This is a genomic window from Pseudonocardia abyssalis, assembly GCF_019263705.2.
Classification (GTDB): Bacteria; Actinomycetota; Actinomycetes; order Mycobacteriales; family Pseudonocardiaceae; genus Pseudonocardia; species Pseudonocardia abyssalis.
This window is the reverse complement of the sequence record NZ_JADQDK010000001.1, coordinates 897,791-918,463: the sequence shown is the minus strand read 5'-3', so window position 1 is coordinate 918,463 and position 20,673 is coordinate 897,791. Positions and strand designations below refer to the sequence as shown.

The 20,673-nt window shown below is 73.8% G+C and carries 22 protein-coding genes; 5 read left to right on the top strand and 17 right to left on the bottom strand.

What is annotated here, in order from left to right; translation table 11 throughout:
* Nucleotides 1-15: 15 nt before the first annotated feature.
* Nucleotides 16-888, bottom strand: coding sequence for a DUF8692 domain-containing protein (locus I4I81_RS04365; protein ID WP_218601862.1), 873 nt, complete (start codon nucleotides 886-888; stop codon nucleotides 16-18).
* A gap of 151 nt (nucleotides 889-1,039) precedes the next feature.
* Between I4I81_RS04365 and treZ the strand changes: the two genes are divergently transcribed.
* Complete coding sequence (treZ, locus tag I4I81_RS04360; protein ID WP_226363743.1) at nucleotides 1,040-2,779, top strand: malto-oligosyltrehalose trehalohydrolase; 1,740 nt, start codon at nucleotides 1,040-1,042, stop codon at nucleotides 2,777-2,779.
* Here the strand turns inward: treZ and I4I81_RS04355 are convergent.
* Together I4I81_RS04355 and I4I81_RS04350 are read right to left on the bottom strand one after the other, a co-directional pair.
* Nucleotides 2,776-3,312 (bottom strand): OsmC family protein, encoded by a 537-nt coding sequence (locus I4I81_RS04355; RefSeq protein WP_218601860.1) that lies wholly within the window; start codon nucleotides 3,310-3,312, stop codon nucleotides 2,776-2,778. The two genes, treZ and I4I81_RS04355, sit on opposite strands and share 4 nt — an antisense overlap.
* 188 nt (nucleotides 3,313-3,500) lie before the next feature.
* A complete protein-coding gene (locus tag I4I81_RS04350) occupies nucleotides 3,501-4,493 on the bottom strand; it encodes a malate dehydrogenase (protein ID WP_218601859.1) in 993 nt (330 codons plus the stop codon).
* Nucleotides 4,494-4,588: 95 nt separating this feature from the next.
* Between I4I81_RS04350 and I4I81_RS04345 the strand changes: the two genes are divergently transcribed.
* Together I4I81_RS04345 and I4I81_RS04340 are read left to right on the top strand one after the other, a co-directional pair.
* The gene (locus I4I81_RS04345) at nucleotides 4,589-5,749 is read left to right on the top strand and encodes a DUF418 domain-containing protein (protein ID WP_218615831.1); all 1,161 of its coding nucleotides are present in this window, start codon (nucleotides 4,589-4,591) and stop codon (nucleotides 5,747-5,749) included.
* 10 nt (nucleotides 5,750-5,759) lie between these two features.
* Complete coding sequence (locus tag I4I81_RS04340; RefSeq protein ID WP_218615830.1) at nucleotides 5,760-6,188, top strand: hypothetical protein; 429 nt, start codon at nucleotides 5,760-5,762, stop codon at nucleotides 6,186-6,188.
* Here I4I81_RS04340 and I4I81_RS04335 read toward each other — a convergent pair.
* The 6 genes from I4I81_RS04335 to I4I81_RS04310 form a co-directional block, all read right to left on the bottom strand.
* Nucleotides 6,160-6,645: a CoA-binding protein gene (locus I4I81_RS04335; RefSeq protein WP_218606334.1), complete on the bottom strand. Its 486-nt coding sequence runs from the start codon at nucleotides 6,643-6,645 to the stop codon at nucleotides 6,160-6,162. The two genes, I4I81_RS04340 and I4I81_RS04335, sit on opposite strands and share 29 nt — an antisense overlap.
* Complete coding sequence (locus I4I81_RS04330; protein WP_218606335.1) at nucleotides 6,642-7,937, bottom strand: O-acetylhomoserine aminocarboxypropyltransferase/cysteine synthase family protein; 1,296 nt, start codon at nucleotides 7,935-7,937, stop codon at nucleotides 6,642-6,644. The genes I4I81_RS04335 and I4I81_RS04330 overlap by 4 nt, the downstream gene beginning before the upstream one ends.
* Nucleotides 7,930-9,363: a PPE domain-containing protein gene (locus I4I81_RS04325; protein ID WP_218615829.1), complete on the bottom strand. Its 1,434-nt coding sequence runs from the start codon at nucleotides 9,361-9,363 to the stop codon at nucleotides 7,930-7,932. Before I4I81_RS04325 ends, I4I81_RS04330 begins: the two co-directional genes overlap by 8 nt.
* Nucleotides 9,360-9,692 (bottom strand): hypothetical protein, encoded by a 333-nt coding sequence (locus tag I4I81_RS04320; RefSeq protein WP_218605355.1) that lies wholly within the window; start codon nucleotides 9,690-9,692, stop codon nucleotides 9,360-9,362. The genes I4I81_RS04325 and I4I81_RS04320 overlap by 4 nt, the downstream gene beginning before the upstream one ends.
* Nucleotides 9,693-9,794: 102 nt before the next feature.
* Nucleotides 9,795-10,385 carry a DUF3558 domain-containing protein gene (locus I4I81_RS04315; RefSeq protein WP_218605354.1) on the bottom strand — a complete coding sequence of 197 codons (591 nt, stop codon included), beginning with the start codon at nucleotides 10,383-10,385 and terminating at the stop codon, nucleotides 9,795-9,797.
* 143 nt (nucleotides 10,386-10,528) lie between these two features.
* On the bottom strand, nucleotides 10,529-11,386 hold the full coding sequence (locus tag I4I81_RS04310) for an acyl-CoA thioesterase (protein WP_225924980.1): 858 nt from the start codon (nucleotides 11,384-11,386) through the stop codon (nucleotides 10,529-10,531).
* A 110-nt stretch (nucleotides 11,387-11,496) separates the two neighbouring features.
* On the opposite strand from I4I81_RS04310, the gene I4I81_RS04305 reads away from it, so the two are divergent.
* Together I4I81_RS04305 and I4I81_RS04300 are read left to right on the top strand one after the other, a co-directional pair.
* Nucleotides 11,497-11,820 (top strand): ArsR/SmtB family transcription factor, encoded by a 324-nt coding sequence (locus I4I81_RS04305; protein ID WP_218605352.1) that lies wholly within the window; start codon nucleotides 11,497-11,499, stop codon nucleotides 11,818-11,820.
* Nucleotides 11,817-12,326, top strand: coding sequence for an SRPBCC domain-containing protein (locus tag I4I81_RS04300; RefSeq protein ID WP_218605351.1), 510 nt, complete (start codon nucleotides 11,817-11,819; stop codon nucleotides 12,324-12,326). Before I4I81_RS04305 ends, I4I81_RS04300 begins: the two co-directional genes overlap by 4 nt.
* Here I4I81_RS04300 and pyk read toward each other — a convergent pair.
* The 8 genes from pyk to I4I81_RS04260 all read right to left on the bottom strand — a co-directional run bounded on the left by pyk (nucleotide 12,323) and on the right by I4I81_RS04260 (nucleotide 20,652).
* Nucleotides 12,323-13,744, bottom strand: coding sequence for a pyruvate kinase (gene pyk, locus I4I81_RS04295; RefSeq protein ID WP_218605350.1), 1,422 nt, complete (start codon nucleotides 13,742-13,744; stop codon nucleotides 12,323-12,325). The genes I4I81_RS04300 and pyk overlap by 4 nt on opposite strands.
* 61 nt (nucleotides 13,745-13,805) lie before the next feature.
* Nucleotides 13,806-14,441: a DUF2461 domain-containing protein gene (locus tag I4I81_RS04290; protein WP_218605349.1), complete on the bottom strand. Its 636-nt coding sequence runs from the start codon at nucleotides 14,439-14,441 to the stop codon at nucleotides 13,806-13,808.
* 2 nt (nucleotides 14,442-14,443) lie between these two features.
* Nucleotides 14,444-15,415, bottom strand: a complete 972-nt coding sequence (gene lgt, locus I4I81_RS04285; RefSeq protein WP_226363742.1) for a prolipoprotein diacylglyceryl transferase — start codon at nucleotides 15,413-15,415, stop codon at nucleotides 14,444-14,446.
* 100 nt (nucleotides 15,416-15,515) lie between these two features.
* Entirely contained in the window at nucleotides 15,516-16,322 is an 807-nt protein-coding gene (gene trpA / locus I4I81_RS04280) for a tryptophan synthase subunit alpha (protein ID WP_218604523.1), read from the bottom strand.
* A complete protein-coding gene (gene trpB / locus I4I81_RS04275) occupies nucleotides 16,319-17,671 on the bottom strand; it encodes a tryptophan synthase subunit beta (RefSeq protein ID WP_218604524.1) in 1,353 nt (450 codons plus the stop codon). Before trpB ends, trpA begins: the two co-directional genes overlap by 4 nt.
* A gap of 14 nt (nucleotides 17,672-17,685) precedes the next feature.
* The gene (gene trpC, locus I4I81_RS04270) at nucleotides 17,686-18,570 is read right to left on the bottom strand and encodes an indole-3-glycerol phosphate synthase TrpC (RefSeq protein ID WP_218604525.1); all 885 of its coding nucleotides are present in this window, start codon (nucleotides 18,568-18,570) and stop codon (nucleotides 17,686-17,688) included.
* A gap of 1 nt (nucleotide 18,571) precedes the next feature.
* Nucleotides 18,572-19,120, bottom strand: coding sequence for a Trp biosynthesis-associated membrane protein (locus tag I4I81_RS04265; RefSeq protein WP_218604526.1), 549 nt, complete (start codon nucleotides 19,118-19,120; stop codon nucleotides 18,572-18,574).
* Nucleotides 19,117-20,652 (bottom strand): anthranilate synthase component I, encoded by a 1,536-nt coding sequence (locus I4I81_RS04260; protein ID WP_218604527.1) that lies wholly within the window; start codon nucleotides 20,650-20,652, stop codon nucleotides 19,117-19,119. The genes I4I81_RS04265 and I4I81_RS04260 overlap by 4 nt, the downstream gene beginning before the upstream one ends.
* Nucleotides 20,653-20,673: the final 21 nt, after the last annotated feature.

Below are 20,673 nucleotides of genomic sequence, written 5' to 3'. Positions count from 1 at the left end.
GCCCGTCCCGGCGGTTCAGGGGCGGGCCGACACCACGGGTATCCGGTCGGTGACGGCCACGGCGTCGATCTCGACGAGGCGGACGGACGGCTCCGGGACGACCCGGTCGTCGTCGGCGGGTGGCCCGCCGGCCACCAGGCCGCGGTCGGCCACGCGCAGCGCGACCCCGCCGCGGGACCGGCTGACCTGCAGCAACGCCAGTGCCCCGCGCAGCACGAGGATCATGCCGAGGTCCTCGGTGATCTCCTCGACGTGCGTGCCGATCTGCAGCGGCATCCCGTCGAGGCCGGGGCGGTCGAGGAACCCGTTGACGGTCTCGAGGCCCAGCGCGGCGACGAAGAACACCGCGATGCCGAGCAGCAGGTCGCGCCGTGGCGTTCCGCGCAGCCGCGTGGCGAGTCGCCGGAACGCCCACACCACCCCCGCCCCGATGACGGCGCCCGGCAGCACCCAGGCGTACTCGAACGCGCCCAGGTCGCCCTCGGCCATGAGGTCGCCCAGTGCCCTGAGGTGCTCGTGCAGTGCCGCGAAGTCGTCGAACCCGAGCAGGACCAGCAGCCCGGCCGTGATCAGGAACGGCGTGCGCAACCGGCCCCCGGCCAGCACACCGGCCAGCCCGAGGACACCCGCTGCGGCGAGTGACGTCATCACGCTGAAGAACGTCGGGAGGTTCATCTCCTCCGAGACGCCGAAGAACTGCCGGACCGGGGACCCCGGTGCCGACATGAACTCGACGTCCGGGGCGATGTTGGGCAGTCCGATGCTGAGGACCCCGAGGACGAGAGCGGTGAACACCAGCGCCCGGGGCAGCGACGGCGCGAGCGGACGCCACTGGTGGTCGCTGCGCACCCCGGCGTCGTCGCGCTGCCCGCGTCGGTGTCCCGCCATGCATCCTCCCGGTGCCAGACTCCCCGGGCATCGTATGGGTGAACAACAGGAGGCACGTGCCCGACTCCGGGATGACGGGGTGTCGCCGACCCGCAGTGGCGCTCGTGGCACGTCGTGCGTCGCCGGAGGCCGCCTGGAAGGATTCAGCCCCGTGACCGACTTCGAGGTGTGGGCCCCGCACCGCAACCAGGTACGCGTGCTCGTCGACGGGACCACCCACCCGATGAGCCGGGACGGGTCGGGCTGGTGGCGCGCCGCCGTCGACTCGGCGGGTCCCGGCACCGCGTACGCGTTCCTCGTCGACGACGACGAGACCCCGCTGCCCGACCCGCGCTCGCGGTGGCAGCCGACCGGGGTGCACGGCGCGTCGCGGGTCTACGACGACGGCGGGTACCGCTGGCAGGACCGGATGTGGACCGGCCGCGCGCTGCCGGGCAGCGTCCTCTACGAACTGCACATCGGCACGTTCACCCCGGCCGGCACGTTCGACTCCGCGATCGGCAAGCTCGACCACCTCGCCGGGCTCGGCATCGACATGGTGGAGGTCCTGCCGGTCAACGCCGTCGACGGGCCGCGCAACTGGGGCTACGACGGCGTCGGCTGGTACGCGGTCACCGAGAACTACGGCGGCCCCGACGCGTTCAAGCGCTTCGTCGACGCCTGCCACGTGCGCGGGATGGGCGTCGTGCTCGACGTCGTCTACAACCACCTCGGCCCGTCGGGCGCCTACCTCGACCGGTTCGCGCCGTACTTCTCCGGCAGCAACATCTGGGGCCCGTCGGTCAACCTGGACAAGGCGCACTCCGAGCCCGTCCGCCGCTTCGTCATCGAGAACGCGCTGATGTGGCTGCGCGACTTCCACGTCGACGGCCTGCGACTCGACGCCGTGCACGCGCTGCACGACGAGCGCGCCACACATGTGCTGGAGCAGCTCGCGATCGAGGTCGAGGCGCTCTCGACGCACGTCGGACGGCCGCTGTCGCTGATCGCGGAGTCCGACCTCAACGACGCGAAGCTGGTGACGGCGCGCGAGGGCGGTGGCTACGGCCTGCACGCGCAGTGGTGCGACGACATCCACCACACGCTGCACTCCGCGCTGACCGGCGAGGGCCAGGGCTACTACGCCGACTTCGCCACCGCAGGGCTCACCGGGCTCGCGCACGTGTTCACGCGGGCGTTCCTGCACGAGGGCACCTGGTCGAGCTTCCGGCAGCGCCTGCACGGCGCGCCCGTCGACACCCGGCGCGTCCCGGGCCACCGGTTCCTGGCCTACCTGCAGAACCACGACCAGATCGGCAACCGCGCCACCGGCGACCGCCTCACCGAGACGCTGTCGCCCGGGCTGCTCGCCTGCGGTGCCGCGCTGCTGTTCGGCTCGCCGTTCACCCCGATGCTGTTCATGGGCGAGGAGTGGGGCGCACGTACGCCGTGGCAGTTCTTCTCCCACTTCCCCGACCCCGCGCTGCGTGAGGCCGTCCGGAAGGGCCGCACCGCGGAGTTCGCCGAGCACGGCTGGGGCGAGGTCGAGGTGCCGGACCCGAACGCCGAGAGCACCTTCGAGAACTCGAAGCTCGACTGGGACGAGCAGCTCGCCGAGCCGCACGGCACCCTGCTCCAGGTGCACCGCCGGCTCATCGCACTGCGCAAGGAGTGGGCCGAGCTGTCGGACCCGTGGCTCGACGAGGTGGACGTCGACATCGACGAATCCGCCCGCACCGTCGTGCTGCACCGCGGGCGGCTGCGCGTGGCCTGCAACCTCGGGCCCGACGTCGTCACCCTCGCCCTGAACGCCCCCGTCGGCCGGATCCTGCTGGCCAGCGAGCCGGTGCAGGGTCAGGACGGGGCCCTGACCCTGCCACCGGAGTCGTTCGCGATCGTGCAGGTCGGCTAGACCGTCACGAGCTCGGTGGTGACGGGAGTCGTGTTGCGGAAGAGGTCGAGCACCGGGCAGTGGGCGTCGACGGCGGCCGCGAGCTCGCGGTAGCGCTCCGGCTCCGCCGGCCCGGACAGCGTGACCTTCACGCGCACCTCTCCGAACCCGGGACGCACGGCGTCGTCGAGCCCGAAGAAGCCGCGGACGTCGAGATCGCCCTCGACGTCGACGGCGATGTCGTCGAGCGGGATGCCCAGCTTCACCGCCCAGAACCGGTAGGTGACGACCTGGCAGGACAGGAGCCCGGCCAGGGCGTTCTCCACCGGGTTCGGGGCGTCGTCGGCGCCGCCGAGGGCCGGCGGCTCGTCGACGAGGACGCTGTGGCGGCCGATGCGGATCTCGGCCCGCACGCCGTCGCCGCCGGTGCCGGTGGCCCGGAACAGGGCCGCGGCGCGGTCGGGGTCGTCGGCGAGCGCGGATCCGGTGGCGTCGAGGATCGCGCTCAGGGTCTGGTCGCGCCCGATCGCGGGTGCAGGGGTATCCACGGACATGAGGTGTCTCCTGGTGGTCGAGTGGGTGTCGGGGTCAGCGGGGACCCGGACACGCGCAGCTGCAGACCAGGGAGAAGTCGATGTGGCGCCGGCGCACGAGGATCTGCGAGGCGGGCACAGGTCATTCCTACCGGACGGCCCCCGACCTGTCGAGGTCGGGGGCCGGTCGGGTCGGACGGGGGTGGTGACTACAGCAGGCCGAGGGCCTTCACGGCGTCGCGCTCCTCGACGAGCTCCTTCGCGCTGGCGTCGATGCGCTCGCGGGAGAAGTCGTTGATGTCGAGGCCCTGGACGATCTTCCAGGCGCCGTTCTCGGAGGTGACCGGGAAGCTGGAGATGATGCCCTCGGGCACGCCGTACGAGCCGTCGGACGGGATGGCCGCGGAGACCCAGTCGCCCTCCGGGGTGCCGTTGACCCAGTCGTAGACGTGGTCGATGGCCGCGTTGGCCGCCGACGCGACCGACGACCCGCCGCGCACCTCGATGATCTCGGCGCCGCGCTTGGCCACGCGCGGGATGAACTCGTCGCGCAGCCAGGCCTCGTCGACCTGCTCGGCGGCGGACTTGCCGTTGACCTCGGCGTTGTAGAGGTCCGGGTACTGGGTGGCCGAGTGGTTGCCCCAGATCGTCAGCTTGTGGATCTCGGTCACCGGCACTTCGAGCTTCGCGGCGAGCTGGCCGACGGCGCGGTTGTGGTCGAGGCGGGTCATCGCGGTGAAGCGCTCGGCCGGCACATCGGGTGCGGCCGAGGAGGCGATGAGCGCGTTGGTGTTGGCCGGGTTGCCGACCACCAGGATGCGGATGTCGTCGGCGGCACCGGCGTTGATCGCGCGGCCCTGGGGGGCGAAGATCCCGCCGTTGGCCTCGAGCAGGTCGCCCCGCTCCATGCCCTTGGTGCGGGGCCGGGCGCCGACGAGCAGGCCGACGTTCGCGCCGTCGAACGCCTTCGTGGCGTCGTCGGTGATGTCGACGCCCGCGAGCAGCGGGAACGCGCTGTCCTGCAGCTCGAGCGCGACACCCTCGGCGGCCTTCACCCCCTGCGGGATCTCGAGCAGGCGCAGGCGGACCGGGGTGTCCGGTCCGAGCAGCTGGCCGGACGCGATGCGGAAGAGCAGCGCGTAGCCGATCTGTCCGGCGGCTCCGGTGACGACGACGTTGACGGGTGCGGTGGGCGCAGACACGGCAGGGAATCTAGCCCTCGACGTCCGCGGGCGCCGCGACGGGCGGCACACCACGGGTCCGAAGTGCGCAGGGACACACCTGGGAGGCTGGGCCCATGACGACCGCGGCCGACCCCGGCGCCACCCCCACGACGGACCGGGCGCCCGCCCCCGACCTGGCCCGCGGTGGGATGCTGCTGCTCATCGCGCTGGCCAACGTCCACACCTACCTCTACGCCCAGGGCGCGGGCGTCCGGTCCTACCCCGGCGACCTCGACGCGCCGGACCGGGTCGTCGTGCTCACCCAGATGCTGCTGGTCGACGGGCGGGCGTACCCGCTGTTCGCGCTCCTGTTCGGCTACGGCGTCACCCAGCTCGCGTGGCGCCGCGCGGCCGTCGGGCTACCGGTCGACGCCGTCACGGCGCTGGTGCGCCGCCGCGGGCTCGTCATGATCGGTATCGGGTTCACGCACGGCGTCCTGCTGTTCTCCGGCGACATCGTCGGCGCGTACGGCCTGGTCGCGGTCGCGCTGGCCGCCGCGCTGGTGGCGGGCTCGGACCGCACCCTGCTCGTGATCACGGGGGTCGGCGTCGTCGTCGCGGCACTGCTGTCGCTGCTCAGCGGGCTGCCGATCACCGACGAGGTCGCCGACGCCCGCTCCGTCGCGGTTCCGGACGCACTCGGCGCACTCGCGTTCCGCGGGTTCGAGTGGGGGCTCAACGGGCTGCTGGTCCAGGCGATCGCCGTCTTCGGGATGGTCGCGCTCGGGGCATGGGCGGGCCGACGACGACTGCTCGACGACCCGGCCGCGCACCGCGTGCTCCTGACGCGCGTCGCCGTCGTCGGTGTCGCGCTCGCCGTGCTGCTGGGACTGCCCTTCGCGCTCGCCGCGGCGGGGCTCGGGCCCGAGCAGGGCGTCGGCCTGCAGGTGCTGGGGGCCGCGCTGCACACCGTCGGCGGGTTCGCGGGCGGGGCCGGGCTCGCCGCCGCGTTCGGGCTGCTGGCGCTGCGCGGGGCCGGGCCGGTCCTGTCCGCACTCGGGGCGTGCGGGCGGCGGTCGCTGTCGTGCTACCTCGCGCAGTCGGTCGCGTTCGCGGCCCTGCTGCCCGCGTGGACGCTCGGCCTCGGGGCGCGGATCGGCGTGGCGGATGCCGCGCTGGTCGCCCTCGGGGTCTGGCTGGTGGTGCTGCTCGTCGCCGTCGCCTCGGAGCGCGCCGGGTACCGCGGGCCCGCCGAGACGCTGCTGCGGCGCCTCACCTACCGCGCGCGCCGGTAGCGTCCCGCCCATGACCCGTCCCGACGACGGCGCGGAGCGCCCATCCTGGATGGGGGCGCCCGGCTACTCCCCGCCGCCCCCGAACCTCGCCCCGCACGCCCCGATGCCCGGCGCCCCGCCGTACCCGCCGCACGTCGAGGAGCCGCTGCCCCCGGTCGGCGCGACCGGGCGCACGAGCTACCTGCGGGTGCTCGGTGCCGCAGGGGTGTGGGCCGCGGTCGACCTGGTGCTGCTCCTCGTCCTCTCCGGGCCCTTCCCGTCGCCGGCGGCGCTCGGGCTCGCGGTCGGGGAGCTGACGGGCGTCGCGCTGCTCGCCGCCCTCGGGGTATGGCCCTTCCTGCGGTCGCGTGCACGGGCCTTCTGGGTGCCGCTGCTCGCGGTGCTCCCGCTCTTCGTGGTGCTGCGCGTGGTCATCTCGGCGGTCGTCGGCGCGAGCTGATCACGCCGGTGTCGAACCCGGCGATGTGCAGGCCGCCGTGGAACCGCGCGTGCTCGACCTTCAGGCAGCGGTCCATGACGACCTCCAGCCCCGCGGCCTCCGCCCGGCGGGCCAGTTCCTCGTCGAAGAGGCCGAACTGCAGCCAGAACGTCCGGACGCCCTCGCCCAGGGCCAGCACCTCGTCGAGCACGCCCGGCAGGTCGGCCGGGCGGCGGAACACGTCGACGAGGTCGGGGACGACGGGCAGGTCGGCAAGGGTCCTGTGCACCGGCCGCCCGAGGATCTCCGGCGCGTTCGGGTTGACGAAGTACACGTCGTAGTCGGTGCTCGCCAGCAGGTACGTGGCGACGAAGTTGCTGGCGCGGGCCGCGTTCGGCGACGCCCCGACGACCGCGACGGACCGGGTCTCCCGCAGGATCCCCCCGCGGCGGGTGGCGGAGGGGTTCTCCCAGGTCATGCCTTCTCCTTGGACGCCGCGGCGAGGGCCTGGTCGAGGTCCCAGATGATGTCGTCGACGTCCTCGAGCCCGACGCTGATCCGCACGAGGTCCGGTGGCACCCCGGCGTCGCGGAGCTGGTCGTCGGTGAGCTGCTGGTGGGTGGTGGAACCGGGGTGGATGACGAGCGTGCGGGCGTCGCCGATGTTGGCGAGGTGGCTGCACAGCTGCACCGACTCGATGAACCGCTGCCCCGCCTCGCGGCCGCCGGCCACGCCGAAGGAGAACACCGCGCCCGGGCCCAGCGGCAGGTAGCGGGCGGCGCGGTCGTGGTGCGGGTGGTCGGGCAGCCCGGCCCACTTCACGTAGGACACGCGGGGGTCGGCGTGCAGCCACTCCGCGACCGCGCGCGCGTTCGCGACGTGCGCCTCCATCCGCTGCGGCAGCGTCTCCACGCCCTGGAGCAGCAGGAACGCGCTGTGCGCCGCGAGCGTCGCGCCGACGTCGCGGAGCTGCTCGGCGCGGAGCTTGGTGAGGAAGCCGAACTCCTGGAAGTTGCCCCACCAGTTGATCCCCCCGTAGGACGGGATCGGCTCGGTCATCATCGGGAAGTTGCCGTTGCCCCAGTCGAAGCGGCCGGACTCGATCACGACCCCACCCAGGGTGGTCCCGTGACCGCCCAGGAACTTCGTCGCGCTGTGGATCACGATGTCGGCGCCGTGCTCGATCGGGCGGCACAGGTACGGGGTGGCCATCGTGGCGTCGACGACGAGCGGCAGGCCCGCGGCGTGCGCCACGTCGGCCAGCCCGGCGAGATCGGCCACCTCGCCGCCGGGGTTGGACACGACCTCGGCGAACACGAGCCGGGTCTCCGGGCGGATCGCGGCGGCGAAGTCGGCCGCGTCCCCCCCGGGGACGAACGTGGTGTCGACGCCGAACCGGCGCAGCGTCACGTCGAGCTGGGTGATCGTGCCGCCGTAGAGGCCGGCCGCGGCGACGATGTGGTCGCCCGCCCCGGCGAGCGCGGCGAACGTGAGGAACTCCGCGGCCTGGCCCGACGCCGTCGCGACCGCGCCGATCCCGCCCTCCAGGCTGGCGAGGCGCTCCTCCAGCACCGCGACGGTGGGGTTCGCGATCCGGCTGTAGATCAGCCCGTACTTCTGCAGCGCGAACAGGCTCGCGGCGTCGGCGGTGTTCTCGAACACGAAGCTCGTGGACTGGTAGATCGGCACCGCCCTCGCCCCGGTCGTGCCGTCGGGTACGTGCCCGGCGTGCACGGCGCGCGTGCGGAAACCCCAACTCCGATCACTCATGCCGCCCATCTTGCCCTGCGAGCCGCCCGTGCTCGTCGCGGACGAGGTCACCGGGCGCGATCACGGCGGGCTGGACCCAGCGCCGGTCGACGAACGCATCGGAGTCGTCGACGAGGTACGCCGGGCGCCGCCGCTCCGATCCCTGCCCGGCCCCGGTCCCCGCCATCGGGGGGTACACCCCGTGCGACGCCGCGGTCCGCGCCCCGGCGGCCGCCGCTCCCCCGGTACCCGGACGCCCGACGGCCTCCCCCGCCGCCCGCGGCGGTGGCTCGGCGGGGAGCAGCACGCTGCGCCAGCCCGGCGAGGCCGGGTGCGGCGGTGCTCCGGGGGCGACGACCCGGACCCCGGTGGGCGTGGCCGCCCTGGTCCACGGGCCCGGCCCGGTGCCGCGGCCACCGGGTGCCGGGGCGGGGCGGCCGACCGGGCTCGGGGGCAGGCCGGCGGCACCGTGGGGGCCGGGCGACGGCGCTCCCTCCCGGAGCCCCGTCCCGGCACCGCCGCCCGCCGGGGCGCGCCCCGTCGACGCGGCGGCCGGTCCGCGCGCGGTCGACGCACCGGCCACCCCCGGCCCGGCGCCGGGGACACCCGGACCGGACGCCCCCGGTAGTCCGGCCGGGTCGCCCGGTGCCCGCCCGCCCCGCCCCGCTCCACCCGCCGGCCCCGTTCCGCCACCCGGCCCCGTTCCGCCTGCCGGCCCCGTTCCGCCTGCCGGCCCCGTTCCGCTCCACACGCTCCCGGCGACACCGGCCCCGGCACCGCCCGCCGGGCCGCCACCCGCACCTCCACCGCCGGGGACGTCCCCGGCCCGACCGGTCGCCGCGGCCGGCACACCCGATCCCGCCGCTCCGCCACCCGGGGCCGCCGCCGGCTCGACCGTGACGGTCGGGGGCACGGACCAGAAGTCCAGCGTGCGGCGGGACTCGAAGCCGATGTTCTCGTAGACGCGCGCGTCGGCGACCGCCTTCGCCGCGGCCCCGTCGCGGCGCGCCTGCTCGGCCTGCACCACCGCCAGGTCCGCCGGCGTCGCCCCCTGCGGCCCGTAGGTGGCGTTGCGCTCGAGCGCCTGCATGATCGTCTCGGGTGGCACGGGCGGGTTGTCGCGCAGCTGACGGCGCAGGGTCGCGGCCCCGTAGGCGTGGGCGGTGACGGCCTCCGCGGTGTTCGCCGCGTCCTGAGCGGCGTCGACGGCCCACCGGCCCAGCGGGCTGATCCCGGTGCGGGTGGCGTCGGCGGCCGCGCCCGTCCACTCCGCCTCGCTCTCCCGCATCGCCGCGCCGAGCCGCCCCTCGATCTCGGTGATCAGCTTCCCCATCCGCCGCCACTGCTGCTCGGCGTCCATCGACACCGCCGGCCCGAGCCCCTGGTTCACCACTGCGTCGTGGAGCGCGGTGTGGTCGAGGCCCTGCCAGACGACGGGCCCGCTCACGCCCGCCCCCACAGCTCGACGTTGTCGCCCTCGGTGCGGCGGTAGTCGGCCTCCATGGCCGCGAGCTGGTCCCGGACCCGGACCAGCTCGGCCTCGTACGCCAGCAATGCCTGGTACGGCCCGTCCGGCGCGTCCATCACGCGGCGGTTGTAGAACTCGAAGGTCTTCTGGCTGACCGGGTCCCCCAGCCACGGCCCTCTGAGTCGGCCCACGTCGTCGAGTCGGCGCAGCTCTGCTCGTAGGTCGTCCAGCGCGGCCTCGTACGCGGACCGCATCCTCATGAGCGCGCGCGGTTCGATCCGCAGGGTCGTCGGCGGATAGTCGGGCATCGTGATCTCCCTGGCTGTAGGCGAGCCCGCGCAGGCTAGATCGTCGACTCCTGCGCGCGGCGCCGTTCGGCACAGCCCTGTGCATGTGCGAACAGCTCACGATCAGGAGAGCGACAGAAGCGTCCGCATCGCCGAATCGGCGGCAGCTCGGGCGCCGGGACACAGGTCCTCGGTCGGGATGGGAGGTTGCCCACTACCGTCGCGGTATTGCACATTCAGTGCCGTACCCGGACCGAGATCGACGACCACCGTGCAGGACCTCAGCGCGCCTACCGGATCAGCCTGAACAGCAGGAAAGCCTTGCACCACCAGCACGGTGACCGTCCCCCTCACCCGCGCCGGCGCGAACGCATCTACCCCCAGCCCGTCGTAAGGCAGCGCCACGCCCACCGCCAACGCCGGTTCGTACCCGCTGATCGTGCAGGCCGGTTCCGGACCGTCGAACAACGGCGAGCGCTGCACGTCGTAGGTGGGCTCGCCGTCCAGCCCCAGCTCGGCGCGCTGCTCCTCGGTCAGCAGCGCGCACGGGTCGAGCCCACGGATGTCGATGTCCCGGGGCCTCGGCGGCAGCGGCACATCGGTCGCCGCCGACTCCGGCACCGGCGCCGCCCCGGCACCCACCGTCTCCCGCACGCACCCGGCCATGGCGCCGCAGACCAGCATCCCGACCAGCACCGCCGCCACCCGTCGCACACGGGAACGGTAGCGCGCGGGAGTACGACCGGGAGGTGGTTCCGACCGCGCAGACCCCGTGGTCACCGCGCAGACCGCCGGTGGTCTGCGCGGTGCTCGCAGGTCTGTGCGGCCGGGCAGGACGGCGCAGTGGACGGGAGGGCTCAGCGCGGGATCCGCACCAGCCCCTCCTGGACCGTCGTGGCGATGAGGGTGCCGTCCTCGGTCGTGAAGCGGCCGGTCGCCAGCCCGCGGGCACCGGATGCGGCGGGTGAGAAGGTGGTGTAGAGCAGCCACTCGTCGGCGCGGAAGGGCCGGTGGAACCACATCGCGTGGTCCAGGCTCGCCATCTGCGCGGGCTGCTCGGGCCGGTCGTGGCGGGCGAGGACGGAGCCGAGCAGCGTGAGGTCGCTGGCGTAGGTGAGCAGGCAGACGTGCAGCAGACGGTCGTCGGGCAGGCGGCCGTCGGCGCGCATCCACACCCGGTTCGGCTCCTCGGAGGCGGAGACGCGCTGGTCGGACCACACCGGGTCGTCGACGAACCGCATGTCCAGCGGGCGGGGGATCTGGCTCATCCAGCCGGCGCCGCGGCCCTCGACGACGCGCTGGCCGAGGTCGGGCAGCGTGAGCGGGGCGGGCACGTCGACCGGGGCCGGGGTGCTGTGCTCCAGACCCTCCTGCGGCAACTGGAACGACGCCGACAGCGAGAAGATCGCCTCCCCGTGCTGGATCGCGAGGACCCGGCGCGTGGTGAACGAACGGCCGTCGCGGACCCGCTCGGCCTCGTAGACGATCGGCACGCGAGGGTCACCGGGGCGGATGAAGTAGGCGTGCAGCGAGTGGACCTCGCGGTCGTCGGGCACGGTGCGCCCGGCCGCTACGAGCGCCTGGGCGGCGACCTGCCCGCCGAACACCCGCGTGGGGCTCTGCGGCGGGCTGACGCCGCGGAACAGGTTGGTCTCGAGCGTTTCGAGGTCGAGCAGTTCGACCAGCGCGTCGAGGACGGCCTGGCCGCGCGGCATGCCGTCGGCGGCGAGCTCGGGTTCGGGCTGGGTGGTGGTCACGACGGACATCCTCTCAGGACACCCGCCCACCGTTGACATGTGACCTTCAAGTCACCTATTTTCCTCCCGTGGACGACGACGACCGGGTCTTCAAGGCACTCGCGGACCCGACCCGTCGCCACCTGCTCGACCGGCTCTTCGCGCGTGACGGCCGCACGCTCACCGAGCTCGAGTCCGACCTGGAGATGTCGAGGTTCGGCGTCATGAAGCACCTCAAGGTGCTGGAGGACGCCGGTCTCGTCGTCAGCAGGAAGTCGGGGCGGGAGAAGCTGCACTTCCTCAACCCCGTGCCGATCCGGCTGGTCCACGACCGGTGGATCGACAAGTTCACCGAGCGACAGGTCTCTGCGCTCGTCGACCTCAAGAACGAGCTCGAGGGGAACGCGACATGACCGCGACACTCACGACGACCCAGGTCCACCGCGTCTACATCAAGGCCTCGCCGCAGGCGATCTGGGACGCGATCACGAAGCCGGAGTGGACGAACCGCTACGGCTACACCGGCTACGCCCACTACGACCTGCGCCCCGGCGGCCTCTACGAGGTGCGCGCCAACGACGAGTTCAAGGCCGCCGCGGCGGCGCAGGGCTTCCCGTGCCCCGACGTCGTCGTCACCGGCGAGGTGATCGAGTCCGACCCGCCGCGACGGCTCGTCACGACGTTCCGGATGCTCATGGACCCGGGCACAGCCGCGGAGCCACCCACCCGGATCACGCACGAGATCGTCGAGCTCGACGGGTTCTGCGCGCTCACGCTGACCCACGAGCTGGAGGGCTCGCCGCAGCTCGCCGCGATCGTCACCGGGACGGTCGACGGCCCGGGCGGCGGGGGCCACGCCTGGGTGCTCAGCGACCTCAAGTCGCTGTTGGAGACGGGCTCCCCGCTGGCAGGCGACTAGCCCATGTCCTCCTCGCCCAGGCGGTGCACCCGGATGAGGTTGGTGGAGCCCGCGGTGCCGGGCGGCGAGCCGGCCACGATGACCACCAGGTCGCCGGGCTGGAAGCGCTCGATGGAGAGCATCGCGTGGTCGACCTGGCGCACCATCGCGTCGGTGGACTCCACGAAGTCGACCAGGAACGTCTCCACGCCCCAGCTCATGGCGAGCTGGCTGCGCACCTCGGGCGTCGGGGTGAAGGCCAGCAGCGGGAGCCGGGTGTGCAGCCGCGAGAGGCGGCGCACGGTGTCGCCGGACTGCGTGAACGCGACGATCGCGCGGGCCGAGAGGCGCTCGCCGATGTCGCGCGCGGCGTAGGACAGGACGCCGCGCTTGGTGCGGGGCACGTGGTTGAGCGGCGGGACGTTCACCGGCCCGTCCTCGACGGCCTCGATGATCTGCGCCATCGTGCGGACCGTCTTGATCGGGTAGCGGCCCACGCCGGTCTCCCCGGACAGCATCACCGCGTCGGCGCCGTCGAGCACGGCGTTGGCGACGTCGGAGGCCTCGGCGCGGGTCGGGCGCGAGTTGGTGATCATCGACTCCAGCATCTGGGTCGCCACGATCACCGGCTTCGCGTTCTCCCGCGCGATCTGGATGGCGCGCTTCTGCACCAGCGGCACGTGCTCCAGCGGCAGCTCGACGCCGAGGTCGCCGCGGGCGACCATCACCGCGTCGAAGGCCAGGACGATGGCCTCGAGGTTGTCCACGGCCTCGGGCTTCTCCAGCTTCGCGACGACCGGCAGCCGCCCGCCGCGCGAGTCCATGATCTTGTGGACGAGGTCGATGTCGGCCGGGCTGCGCACGAACGACAGCGCGACGATGTCGACGCGGAGGTCGAGCGCGAACTCCAGGTCGGCGATGTCCTTCTCGCTCATCGCGGGCACGGAGACGTTCATGCCGGGCAGCGAGATGCCCTTGTTGTCGCTGACCGGGCCGCCCTCGGTGACGCGGCAGACCACGTCGAGGCCGTCGACGGCGGTGACCCGCAGGCCGACCTTCCCGTCGTCGACGAGCAGGCGGTCGTCGGGGCGGGCGTCGGCGGCGAGGCCCTTGTAGGTGGTGGAGACGCGGTCGTGGGTGCCGGCGACGTCCTCGACGGTGATCCGCACCTCCTCGCCGGTGCGCCACTCGGTGGGGCCCGCGGCGAAGCGGCCGAGGCGGATCTTGGGGCCCTGCAGGTCGGCGAGGATGCCGACGGCCCGGCCCTCCGCGTCGGCCGCCTCGCGGACCATCTCGTAGACGCGCTTGTGGTCGTCCCGGTTGCCGTGGCTGAAGTTCAGCCGGGCGACGTCCATCCCCGCCTGCACGAGTTCCCGGATGCGGTCCGGGGTCGCGGTGGCAGGACCGATGGTGCAGACGATCTTGGTGCGACGGGTCACAGGAGCGGAGTCTAGCCCGGTCTCTGGACCGATCACGAAGGACCTTCGGTGAATTCTCCGGTCAGCGGCGCGGCTGGTCGCTCGGACCCACGTGGTCGGTCAGCCACTCGATCAGCGGACGGAGCGTGCGCCACGTCCCGACGACGCGGTCGAGCGCCCCGGGTTCGTGCAGGACGTCGTCGGGCGGCCACTCGCGCCACCCGTAGAGGCCCTTGTGCCGCAACAGGTCGAGCCGCGGGTGGTCGGGGGCGACGCCGCGCGGGCGCGTCCTGAGCTGCTCCCCCGCCGTCGCGAGGCCGGCCGCCTCGATCGTCGCGAGCCGGGCCTGCAGGTCGGTGCCGCGGCGCTCGTCGTCGACGGCGGTGCGGTAGCGAGCGACCTGGTCGGGAGCCATCCGGTAGTAGCCGCCGGCGGCCATCAGGCCCTCGCTGCCGACCTGGACGTAGTACTGGCCCGCCATGGCCCCGCAGTGCGTCTTGTACGGGGTCTTGTCCTTCGAGAACCGCACGTCGCGGTACGGGCGGAAGATCTTGCCCGCCCCGAACTCCGGTTCGCACGCGGCCAGCAGCTCCTGCATCGGGGCGCGGACGTCGCACTCGTAGGTCTCGCGGCGGTCGGTCCAGTAGGCCTTCGAGTTGTCGGCGAGCAGGCCGTCGTAGAACTCCACGGAGTACTCACCGAACCCGGAGAACGCCACCGTCAGGACGTGCGCTCGGACGGCGCGGGGTCGGGCTCGGGATCGGCGGGGTCGCGCTTCCCGAGGTCGACGGCAGGCGCCGCGTCGGCCTCCGGCTCCGGCTCGTCCGGCCGGGGCAGCACCTCGCGGCCGCGCGGGGCGAGCGCGAAGTAGGCGGCGGCGCCCAGGAACACCACCACGGAGACGACGTTGTTGATCCGGATCCCGCCGAAGACCTCGGTGGCGGGGTCGGTGCGCATGAGCTCGATCCAGAACCGGCCCACGCAGTACGCCGCGACGTAGAGGGCGAACACCCGCCCGTGCCCGAGCCGGAAGCGCCGGTCGGCCCACACGATCAGCACGGCGACCACGAGGCACCACAGCAGCTCGTAGAGGAAGGTGGGGTGGAAGACCCCGATCGGGGTGGTGTCGAGTGCGACGCCGTTGAGCGGGTCGGGCGCGCCGGTGGCCGGGTCGACGCGCTCGTAGATCTCCAGGCCCCACGGCAGCGTCGTCGGACCGCCGTAGAGCTCCTGGTTGAACCAGTTGCCGAGCCGCCCGATGGCCTGCGCCACGACGATGCCCGGGGCGACGACGTCGGCGAAGAACGGGAGCGGCACACCGCGGCGGCGGCACCCGATCCACGCCCCGACCGCCCCGAGGGCCACCGCGCCCCAGATCCCCAGGCCGCCCTGCCAGATGTAGAGCGCCTCGACCGGGTTGCGGCCGGGGCCGAAGTAGGTCTGCCAGTCGGTGGCGACGTGGTAGAGCCGCCCGCCGACCAGGCCGAACGGCACCGCGAACACCGCGACGTCGGTGACGACCCCGGCCTCTCCCCCGCGCGCGACGAACCGTCGCTCGCTCCAGGTGACCGCCACGACGATGCCGGCGATGATGCACAGCGCGTAGGCCCGGATCGGGATCGGACCGAGCATCCACACCCCGCGGTCGGGGCTCGGGATGGCGGCCAGCACGGCGGTGACGACAGGGCTCACGGCACCCACGCTAGCGCCCCGCCCCCCGACGACCGCGCCCGCACACACCTCGCGGGGTCCGGACCCGGGTGCGGACCCGGCGACCTGTGTGCCGGCGGCGTCAGGCGGGGGTCGGGGCCCGGTCGCCCGCGCTCGCGATGCCGGCCGCCAGCTCCGCCGCCAGTTCCCGCACCCCGTCGACGCCGCCGGTCTCCGCGGCCGTGACGAACGCCGACCCGACGATGACGCCGTCGGCGAACCCCGCGACCTCCGCCGCCTGCTCACCCGACCGCACCCCGAGCCCGACGCCGATCGGCAGCGCGGTGTGCGCGCGGCAGCGGGCGACGACGCCCGGGGCCGCCCCGCCCACCGCGTCCCGGGCGCCGGTGACGCCCATGACCGAGGTGGCGTAGACGAACCCGCGCGACGCGGCCGTGGTGGACGCGATCCGTTCCTCCGTCGACGACGGCGCGACCAGGAAGATCCGGTCCAGGCCGTGCTCGTCGGACGCGGCCAGCCACTCGTCGGCCTCGTCGGGGATGAGGTCGGGGGTGATCAGGCCGAGGCCGCCGGCGGAGGCGAGGTCGCGGGCGAACGCGTCGACGCCGTAGCGCAGGACCGGGTTGAAGTAGGTCATGACGACGGCCCGGCCCCCGGCCGCGGTGACGCGCTCGACGACGGTCAGGACGTCGCGCAGCCGGAACCCGGCCCGCAGCGCGGTCTCGGCGGCGGCCTGGATCGTCGGCCCGTCCATCACGGGATCGGAGTAGGGCACGCCGATCTCCAGCAGGTCGCACCCGCCCTCGACCATGGCGTTCAGCAGGTCGACGGACCCGTCGAGGGTCGGGTAACCCGCGGGCAGGTACCCGATCAGCGCCGCCCGGCCCTGCTCCCGGCACGAGGTGAAGACCGCTCCGACACCGCTCACGACTGCACGCCCCCCGTGTCCGAACCCGCGGGCGACGGCTCGTCGGCCAGCGTGCGGTCGGCCGTCGCGCCCTCCGCGATCGCCGTGCCGCTCGCGTCGGCCGCGCTCTGCCCCTCGGCGAGCATGCCGAACCACTTCGCCGCGGTGTCGACGTCCTTGTCGCCGCGCCCGGACAGGTTCACCAGCACGATCCCGTCGGGGCCGAGCGAGCGCCCGAGCCGCAGGGCACCGGCGATCGCGTGCGCCGACTCGATCGCCGGGATGATCCCCTCGGTGCGGCACAGCAGCGCGAACGCGTCCATCGCCTCCGCGTCGGTGACGGGCTCGTAGGTGGCTCGGCCGATGTCCTTGAGCAGCGCGTGCTCCGGGCCGACGCCGGGGTAGTCGAGCCCCGCGGAGATCGAGTACGACTCGCTGGTCTGCCCGTCCTCGTCCTGCAGCAGGTAGCTCATGGCCCCGTGCAGCGCGCCCGGCGACCCCTCGGTGAGCGTGGCCCCGTGCCGCCCGGTCTCCACCCCGTCGCCGCCCGGCTCGAAGCCGACCAGCCGCACGTCGGCGTCGTCGAGGAAGGCGTGGAAGATCCCGATGGCGTTGGACCCGCCGCCGACGCAGGCGGCGATCGCGTCGGGCAGCCGGCCGGTGCGGGCGAGCACCTGCTCGCGCGCCTCCAGCCCGATGATCCGGTGGAAGTCGCGCACCATCATCGGGAACGGGTGCGGCCCGGCGACCGTGCCGAGCAGGTAGTGCGTCTCGTCGACGTTCGTGACCCAGTCGCGCAGGGCCTCGTTGATCGCGTCCTTGAGCGTGCGCGAGCCGGTCTTCACCGGGACCACCGTGGCGCCGAGCAACCGCATCCGGGCGACGTTGAGCGCCTGGCGCTCGGTGTCGACCTCGCCCATGTAGACGACGCACTCGAGACCCATCAGCGCGCACGCCGTGGCCGTGGCGACGCCGTGCTGGCCCGCCCCGGTCTCGGCGATGACGCGCGTCTTGCCCATCCGCTTGGTCAGCAGCGCCTGACCCAGCACATTGTTGATCTTGTGCGAGCCGGTGTGGTTGAGGTCCTCGCGCTTGAGCAGGATCCGGGCGCCCCCCGCGTGCTCGGAGAGCCGGGTGGCGTCGGTGAGCGGCGAGGGCCGGCCGGAGTAGTCGCGGTGCAGGCGGTCGAGCTCGTCGAGGAACTCCCGGTCGCCGCGGGCCTTCTCGTAGGCCGCCTCGAGCTCGTCGAGCGCCGCGACCAGTGCCTCGGGGACGAACCGGCCGCCGTAGCGCCCGAAGTGCCCGCGGTCGTCGGGCTCGTGTCCCGAGGGCGTCTCGATGCCCTCGCTGGCCTGCGCTGTGGTGCTCACACCGGAACCCTAGGTCAGCGGACCATCCGGCTGCACGAGGGATGGAAGCCGGCCGCCACCAGTCCGCGCACCGCGGCGAGCGGATCGCCGCTGGTGACCAGCCCCTCGCCGACGAGCACCGCGTCGGCGCCCCATCCGGCGTAGGTGAGCAGGTCGCCCGGCCCGCGCACGCCGGACTCGGCGATCCGCATGACGTCGCTGGGCAGGCCGGGCGCGATCTGCCCGAACACCGTGCGGTCGACCTCGAGGGTGTGCAGGTTGCGCGCGTTGACGCCGATGACCTTGGCCCCCGCCTCCAGCGCGCGGTCGGCCTCCTCCTCGGTGTGCACCTCGACGAGCGCGGTCATCCCGAGGGACTCGACGCGGTCGAGCAGCGAGTCCAGCGCGTTCTGCTCCAGCGCGGCGACGATCAGCAGCACCAGGTCGGCGCCGTAGGCCCGCGCCTCGTGCACCTGGTACGGGCTGACGATGAAGTCCTTGCGCAGCACCGGCACGTCGACGGCGGCGCGCACGGCCGCGAGGTCGGCGAGCGAACCGCCGAAGCGGCGCTCCTCGGTGAGCACGCTGATGACCCGCGCACCGCCCTCGGCGTAGGACGCCGCGAGCTCCGCCGGATCGGCGATGGAGGCCAGTGACCCCTTCGACGGGCTGGCCCGCTTGACCTCCGCGATCACGCCGATACCGGGGGCGCGCAGCGCCGCCATGACGTCGTGGGCCGGGGCGGCCGCGGCGGCGCGCCGCTTGATCTCGGCGAAGTCGACGGCGGCCTCCCGGACCGCGAGATCGGCGCGTGCCCCGTCCACGATGGACTCGAGGACACTTCCGCCTGCAGAGCTGTGGTCCACGCGGTATCGCCCCCCTTCCGGATCGCACCTACCGGTCTGGATCTCGCCGGTCATGCTAGTCAGACCCCGTCGTCGGGTCCCGACCGGCGTCGAGGTCCTGCCAGGCGGCGCGGTCGGGATCGGTCGGCGCCGGGCGGGACCCGGGGGCGGCGTAGCGGGCCCCGAGGCGCGGCAGACGACGCTCGCGGACCAGCACGACGGCCCCGACGGCCACCAGCAGCGCACCGCCGAGCACCGCGAGCGACGGGGCGGGGGTGGTCTCGGCGGGCACGATGCCCGGCGGCGCGGCGGCCGTCAGCGCCGCCACCCCGACCGCGGCCCCGGCCACGACCAGCAGCAGCCCGACGGCGCGGCGCAGCAGCCCGCCGGTGGCGACGAGCCCGGCCACCCCGGCGAGCGCGAGCAGCGCCACCCCGCCGAGCACGGGCCGGGCCTGCGCCCCGGTGACCTCGACGACCTGCTGGCCGCCCCCGGCCACCGCGGTCGTGACGCGGAACCAGAGTGCCTGCGAGGAGCCCCAGAGCGCGGCCGCGGCGGCGACCAGCCCGGCGCAGGCCAGGCCGAGGGTGCGCGGGGACGGGGCCCCTCCGGTCGGCGCCGTCACGCCGGTCGCAGGGTGGCCGCCGTCGCCACCGCCGAGAGCACCGCGCGGGCCTTGTTCAGGCACTCGGTGTCCTCGGCGACCGGGTCGGAGTCGGCCACGATCCCGCCGCCGGCCTGCACGTACGCCACCCCGTCGCGGACGAGCGCGGTGCGGATGGCGATCGCGGTGTCGGCGTTGCCCGCGAAGTCGAGGTAGCCGACGATCCCGCCGTAGAGCCCGCGCCGGGTCGGCTCCAGCTCCTCGATGATCGCCATCGCCCGCGGCTTCGGCGCCCCGGACAGCGTGCCCGCGGGGAAGCAGGCGGTGACGGCGTCGAAGGCGTTGCGGTCGCGGCGCAGGACGCCGGTGACCGTCGACACCAGGTGCATGACGTGGCTGTAGCGCTCCACCGAGAAGAACGAGTGGACCTTGACGGTGCCCGGCTCGCAGACGCGCCCGAGGTCGTTGCGCCCGAGGTCGACGAGCATGACGTGCTCGGCGCGCTCCTTCTCGTCGGTGCGCAGGTCCTTCTCGAGCTGGAGGTCCTCCTCCTCGGTGGCCCCGCGCCAGCGCGTACCGGCGATGGGGTGCGTGGTGGCGACCCCGTCGACGACCGTGACCAGCGCCTCCGGCGAGGACCCGACGATGTGGAAGCGGCTCGCGTCGGCCGCCTCCAGGTTGAGCAGGTACATGTACGGGCTGGGGTTGGTGGCGCGCAGGACGCGGTAGACGTCGAGCGGGTCGGCGTCGCACGCGGTCTCGAAGCGCTGCGACACGACGACCTGGAACGCCTCCCCCGCCCGGATCTGCTCCTTCGCGACCTCGACCGCGGCATGGTGCTGCGCGGGGGTGCGGCGGCGGACGAAGTCGGGCTCGGCCGGCGCGTACACCGCGACCGTCGACGGGGCGGGCGCGGCGAGCTCCGCGGTCATCCGGTCGAGCCGGGACACGGCGTCGTCGTAGGCCTCGTCGACGCGCTCGTCGGAGGCGTCCCAGTTGATCGCGTTGGCGATCAACGTGATCGTGCCCTCGTGGTGGTCGACGGCGGCGAGGTCGGTGGCCAGCAGCATCACCAGCTCGGGGATGCGCAGGTCGTCCTCGGCGAGCGACGGGAGCTTCTCCAGGCGGCGCACGACGTCGTAGCCGAGGTAGCCGACCATCCCGCCGGTCAGCGGCGGCAGCCCGGGCAGCGGCTCGCTGTGCAGCTCCTCGACGACGGTGCGCAGTGCCGCGAGCGGGTCGCCCTCGGTGGGGAGCCCGGCCGGGACGTCGCCGGTCCAGGTCAGCTCCCCGTCGACGACGGTCAGCGCCGCCGCGGACCGCGCCCCCACGAACGACCAGCGCGACCAGGACCGCCCGTTCTCCGCGGACTCGAACAGGAACGTGCCGGGACGGTCACCGGCCAGCTTGCGGAAGACCCCGACGGGGGTCTCGTCGTCGGCGAGCAGGCGACGCGAGACCGGGATGACCCGGTGCCCGGCCGCCAGCGCGCGGAACTCCTCACGGCTGGGGGTGACCGCGCCCAGGGTGTGGGCCGAGAACAGTGCGGTCATGGGGTCATCCTCGCAGGAGCG

Bases quoted from the DNA above. Each gene is read 5' to 3' on its own strand.
- I4I81_RS04365 (WP_218601862.1), bottom strand. From the start codon at position 888: ATGGCGGGACACCGACGCGGGCAGCGCGACGACGCCGGGGTGCGCAGC.
- I4I81_RS04355 (WP_218601860.1), bottom strand. From the start codon at position 3,312: ATGTCCGTGGATACCCCTGCACCCGCGATCGGGCGCGACCAGACCCTG.
- I4I81_RS04345 (WP_218615831.1), top strand. From the start codon at position 4,589: ATGACGACCGCGGCCGACCCCGGCGCCACCCCCACGACGGACCGGGCG.
- I4I81_RS04340 (WP_218615830.1), top strand. From the start codon at position 5,760: ATGACCCGTCCCGACGACGGCGCGGAGCGCCCATCCTGGATGGGGGCG.
- I4I81_RS04335 (WP_218606334.1), bottom strand. From the start codon at position 6,645: ATGACCTGGGAGAACCCCTCCGCCACCCGCCGCGGGGGGATCCTGCGG.
- I4I81_RS04330 (WP_218606335.1), bottom strand. From the start codon at position 7,937: ATGAGTGATCGGAGTTGGGGTTTCCGCACGCGCGCCGTGCACGCCGGG.
- I4I81_RS04320 (WP_218605355.1), bottom strand. From the start codon at position 9,692: ATGCCCGACTATCCGCCGACGACCCTGCGGATCGAACCGCGCGCGCTC.
- I4I81_RS04310 (WP_225924980.1), bottom strand. From the start codon at position 11,386: ATGCCGCGCGGCCAGGCCGTCCTCGACGCGCTGGTCGAACTGCTCGAC.
- I4I81_RS04300 (WP_218605351.1), top strand. From the start codon at position 11,817: ATGACCGCGACACTCACGACGACCCAGGTCCACCGCGTCTACATCAAG.
- trpC (WP_218604525.1), bottom strand. From the start codon at position 18,570: ATGACCGGCGAGATCCAGACCGGTAGGTGCGATCCGGAAGGGGGGCGA.
- I4I81_RS04260 (WP_218604527.1), bottom strand. From the start codon at position 20,652: ATGACCGCACTGTTCTCGGCCCACACCCTGGGCGCGGTCACCCCCAGC.